The organism is Pantoea sp. CTOTU49201 (assembly GCF_032054795.1).
GTDB classification, from domain to species: Bacteria; Pseudomonadota; Gammaproteobacteria; order Enterobacterales; family Enterobacteriaceae; genus Pantoea; species Pantoea symbiotica.
Window position 1 is genome coordinate 1 of record NZ_DAMBSA010000387.1, and the last position, 4,401, is coordinate 4,401.

Below are 4,401 nucleotides of genomic sequence, written 5' to 3' on the forward strand. Positions count from 1 at the left end.
CGTGGAGATTGATGATGCGTACTGGTTTGCCGGACGTTTGACCGAAGATCATCCTATTGTTGATCGTCTGGCCGGTTTTGGTCGTCCGGGCCGAATTGAACCGGCGCCAGGCGAGCGCCCTCTGATTGAACTGCTGAAGGCGGGCGAGCTTGATGCAGTCTTTACGCCCTTTATGCCGGAAGGTTTCTTCCTCGCCGATTCGGGGCTGCGCCAGCTGCAGGTGGATTTTGCCGCAGCCGAGCGCGACTACTTTAATCGCGTCGGCTATGTGCCGGGCATTCATTTACTGGCGCTGAAGCCTGCCTTAGCCGAGGCGCATCCGTGGCTGCCTCAGGCGCTGAGCGACATCATCGATCGTTCGTACCAGATGTGGATGAAGAAGCGCGAGAAATACGCCGACACCACGCCGTGGCTGCTGGACGATTTGCGGCGCACCGCGCAGGAATTACCCGCCAACTGGAATCAGAACGGATTTTCGGTTAACAAAAAGATGATTGCCGACTTTGCGAATGAGCTGTTCCAGCAAGGCCTAACCCAAACATTGCTGACGCCGGAAGCGATTTTCCCGGCTGCGGCGCGAGGAGAATAATGATGAAAGTAGCAATGGGGCAATTTGCCGTCAGCCGCGAATGGCAGGAAAACACCGATATCTGCATCGGACTGATGAACCAGGCGCTGGCGGGTGGCGCGGATCTGCTGGTGCTGCCGGAAGGTGTGCTGGCGCGTGATATCGCCGATCCGGATCTGGTGCTGAAGGCGGCGCAGCCGCTGGATGGTCCTTTCGTCACGCAGTTGCTGGCGGTTAGCAAAGGCAACAACCTGACCACCATGATGAGCGTGCACGTGCCGACAGAAGGGCAGAAGGCGCTCAACGTGCTGATCGCCATTCGCAACGGCGAAATCATCGCCGAATACGTGAAGTTGCACCTTTACGATGCCTTCGCCATGCAGGAGTCGCAGCGTGTGAATCCAGGACGCGAGATTCCGCCGCTGGTTGACGTAGCGGGCATGAAAGTCGGGTTGATGACCTGCTACGACGTGCGTTTCCCAGAGTTGGCGCGTCGCTTAGTGCTCGACGGCGCCGATGTGCTGGTGCTGCCGGCTGCATGGGTGAAAGGTCCGCTGAAAGAGATGCACTGGGAATTGCTGACCACCGCGCGTGCGCTGGAAAACACCTGCTACATGGTGGCAGTGGGCGAATGCGGTCCACGCAATATCGGCAACAGTCTGGTGATCGATCCGTTGGGCGTGGCGATTGCTAAAGCGCCGGAATCAGCCGCGCTGGTGTTTGCCGATCTCGATCCGCAGCGCATCGCCTACGCACGTAGCGTACTGCCGGTGCTGGAGAATCGTTGTTTTGCTCGTCCCGAACTTAAACCACTTTGATCGCTGGGGAATCTGACTGATGAAAATTCTTGCTACCGCCATCGCGCTTTCATTGGGCCTGACGGCCTGTTTCGCTCAGGCGGCTGACGCTATTCCTGCGCAAAAAGTGGATCAGGCACTCCACGATCGTCTGCCAGCAGAGATTAAAAGCAGCGGCAAAATGATCTCGGTAAATAACGGCTCCTTTCCTCCGTACGAGATCGTTAACGGTCCGCACTCAATGGATGGCGCCTCAGCCGATCTCACGGAAGCGCTGGCACAGTTGCTGGGTGTGAAGATTGAACATGCCACGGTAAGCGGTTTATCGGGCGTGCTTACCGGCATTAATTCAGGACGCTACCAGATGGCGATTGGGCCGATTGGGGATTACCCGGATCGTCAGCAGAAGGTCGATTTTATCGACTTCGTGCAGGAGTTCGTGGTGTTTGGCGTGCAGAAAGGCAATCCCTCGAAGATTAACGGTCTGGAAGATACCTGCGGTAAACGCATAGCGGTAATGGCGGCCGGTTCAGCGGAACAGGTGATTCGCAAGCAGTCCGATGCCTGTGTCGCGGCGGGGAAACCGGCGGTGGTGGTGCAATCCTTTACCGATCAGCCGTCATCGATTTTAGCCGTACGCTCAAAACGTTCAGATGCCTTCTTCTCGTCGCAGGCGCCGCTGACTTACTTTATTGAACAGGCTAATGGTCAGCTGGAGCTGTCGGGAAAAGGCAAGAAAAACGGCTTTGGCGACATTTTCCAGGGCACCGTGGTACCGAAAGGTTCTGAGCTGGGCAACGTGGTGCTGGATGCTTACAAAGAGCTGTTCAGTAACGGCACTTACGCGGCCATCATGAAGAAGTGGAAGTTAGACGGCAACGTGTTGCAGCAACCGGGACGTAACCTGGCGCAAGGGGCAGCAAAATGAGTCCGGTCACCAACAATTCGCGAGCCAGGGATAAGGCCGACGTGCAGCAGCGCGATGTGGCTTTTGCCCGCAGTGCGCCCACTTATGGGCGCTGGATCTCATGGATTTTGGTGCTGGTTATTGCCGCGAACTTCCTCTGGCTGGTGGCGACCAACCCCAATTTTGAGTGGAACGTGGTGCTGCAGTGGTTCACCGAAGGTTCGGTGATGAAAGGCCTGCAGGTTACGCTCGGCTTGACGGTGGTGTCGATGATTCTCGGCACGCTGCTGGGGCTGTTGCTGGGCGTGTGGCGTCTTTCGGAAAACAAATTGCTGAGCGGCTTATCGTCGCTCTACATCTGGTTTTTCCGTGGTACGCCGCTGCTGGTGCAGCTGATCTTTTGGTACAACCTGTCGACGCTGTTTCCCACGATCTCGATCACAATTCCGTGGACGGATATCACCTTTGCCAGCTGGAACACTAACGATCTAATTACGCCTTTGACCGCAGCGATTGCCGGACTGGCGCTTAATGAAGCAGCCTATATGGCCGAGATCATTCGCGCCGGCTTGCTGTCAGTGGATAACGGTCAGGTTGAAACCACGCAGGCGTTTGGCATGAGCCGCAGCCGTGCGCTGCGACGTGTGATCATTCCACAGGCGATGCGTTCGATCATTCCGCCAACCGGCAACCAGTTGATCAGTATGATCAAAGCGACCTCGCTGGTGAGTGTGATCGCTATGGGCGATCTGTTGTACTCGGTGCAGGCCGTGTATAACCGCACCTTTGAAATTATCCCGATGCTGATGGTCGCGGTGATTTGGTATCTGTTTATCACCTCGATTCTCAACGTGGGTCAGTCCGCCATCGAGCGTTACTACGCACGCGGCACCACCCGCACGGTAGTGAACAAACGTCGTATTGCCGCTAACGAAGCCGCGCCAGCCGTCGCGCACCGTCTGAAGGAGGATGTATGAGTGAAGTTCAGCCGCTGGTGCGTGCGCGTAATGTGCAGAAGAGTTATGGCGATAATGAAGTGCTGAAAGGTATCGATCTCGATGTGTTTCCCGGTGAAGTGGTGGTGATTCTCGGGCCATCGGGATCGGGTAAATCCACCTTTTTGCGCTGCATTAACCATCTGGAAGACATGAATGCTGGTTCGATTATGGTGGGTGACGACCAGATCGGTTATGAGCTGAAGCGCGGTATTTTGCATCGCCTGTCGGCGCGTAAAATTGCTCATCAGCGTCAGAAAATCGGCATGGTGTTTCAGCAGTTCAATCTCTATCCACACATGACGGTGCTGCAAAACATCATTGAAGCGCCGATTGGCGTGCATAAGTTTGCGCGGCATGACGCGCTCAAGCATGCCCGAGAACTGCTGGCGACCGTGGGATTGAGTGATAAAGCTGATGCCTGGCCGCGTCATCTGTCAGGTGGTCAGCAGCAGCGTGTGGCGATTGCGCGTGCGTTGGCGATTAAACCGGCGCTAATGCTGTTCGATGAACCGACTTCGGCACTCGATCCTGAGTTAGTCGGTGAAGTGCTGGCCACCATGCGCACGCTAGCCGATCAAGGTCTGACCATGATTGTGGTGACCCATGAAATTGGTTTCGCGCGTGAGGCGGCCGATCGCGTGGTGTTTATGGATGGTGGCGTGGTGGTGGAGCAGGGCAGTCCGGAGCAGGTGATTGGTAATCCGCAACATCCGCGTACGCAGGCGTTTCTCAGCCGCTTTATTTAGGCGGGCGGTCTCACTCTGTTACAGATTGCAGTTGAGGCCGTTTATAAACTGCGCGTTAATAGTCAGGTCCGTTTTTCACATTGGTTGAAAGGTAAATTATGGAAGGTATCAGTATTGCCAAACTGCTGATCATCGGTGCGCTCATCGTACTGCTTTTTGGCACCAACAAGTTACGTTCACTGGGTGGCGATCTGGGTTCCGCAATCAAAGGCTTCAAGAAAGCCATGAAAGATGATGAATCCGGCGCATCCAAAAGCAGCGCTGAAGAAGCGCCTGCTGAACGTGTCAGCCACAAAGAGTAATCACTGCGCCGAACGTCAATAAGTGTAAATATTTATTACGTTGATAAAAAACCAGACTGTTGCCAGTCTGGTTTTTGTTTTTT

Annotated in this window: 5 protein-coding genes and 1 pseudogene; all 6 read left to right on the top strand. The window is 55.2% G+C overall.

Annotated elements, in window-relative coordinates; all coding sequences use genetic code 11:
• A pseudogene (locus tag RTY00_RS20580) lies at positions 1-589 on the top strand (nitrate ABC transporter substrate-binding protein); the annotation flags it as partial.
• A gap of 2 nt (positions 590-591) precedes the next feature.
• Positions 592-1,386, top strand: coding sequence for a deaminated glutathione amidase (locus RTY00_RS20585; RefSeq protein WP_008103707.1), 795 nt, complete (start codon positions 592-594; stop codon positions 1,384-1,386).
• Positions 1,387-1,405: 19 nt separating this feature from the next.
• On the top strand, positions 1,406-2,293 hold the full coding sequence (locus tag RTY00_RS20590; RefSeq protein ID WP_061717401.1) for an ABC transporter substrate-binding protein: 888 nt from the start codon (positions 1,406-1,408) through the stop codon (positions 2,291-2,293).
• Positions 2,290-3,249, top strand: coding sequence for an amino acid ABC transporter permease (locus RTY00_RS20595; protein ID WP_312665904.1), 960 nt, complete (start codon positions 2,290-2,292; stop codon positions 3,247-3,249). The genes RTY00_RS20590 and RTY00_RS20595 overlap by 4 nt, the downstream gene beginning before the upstream one ends.
• Positions 3,246-4,016, top strand: coding sequence for an amino acid ABC transporter ATP-binding protein (locus tag RTY00_RS20600; RefSeq protein WP_255433196.1), 771 nt, complete (start codon positions 3,246-3,248; stop codon positions 4,014-4,016). The genes RTY00_RS20595 and RTY00_RS20600 overlap by 4 nt, the downstream gene beginning before the upstream one ends.
• A 98-nt stretch (positions 4,017-4,114) precedes the next feature.
• Complete coding sequence (gene tatE / locus RTY00_RS20605) at positions 4,115-4,318, top strand: twin-arginine translocase subunit TatE (RefSeq protein WP_008103699.1); 204 nt, start codon at positions 4,115-4,117, stop codon at positions 4,316-4,318.
• The last annotated feature ends 83 nt before the right edge of the window (positions 4,319-4,401 follow it).

Coding starts and splice junctions, on each gene's coding strand:
- RTY00_RS20585 (WP_008103707.1), top strand. CDS start 592: ATGAAAGTAGCAATGGGGCAATTTGCCGTCAGCCGCGAATGGCAGGAA.
- RTY00_RS20590 (WP_061717401.1), top strand. CDS start 1,406: ATGAAAATTCTTGCTACCGCCATCGCGCTTTCATTGGGCCTGACGGCC.
- RTY00_RS20595 (WP_312665904.1), top strand. CDS start 2,290: ATGAGTCCGGTCACCAACAATTCGCGAGCCAGGGATAAGGCCGACGTG.
- RTY00_RS20600 (WP_255433196.1), top strand. CDS start 3,246: ATGAGTGAAGTTCAGCCGCTGGTGCGTGCGCGTAATGTGCAGAAGAGT.
- tatE (WP_008103699.1), top strand. CDS start 4,115: ATGGAAGGTATCAGTATTGCCAAACTGCTGATCATCGGTGCGCTCATC.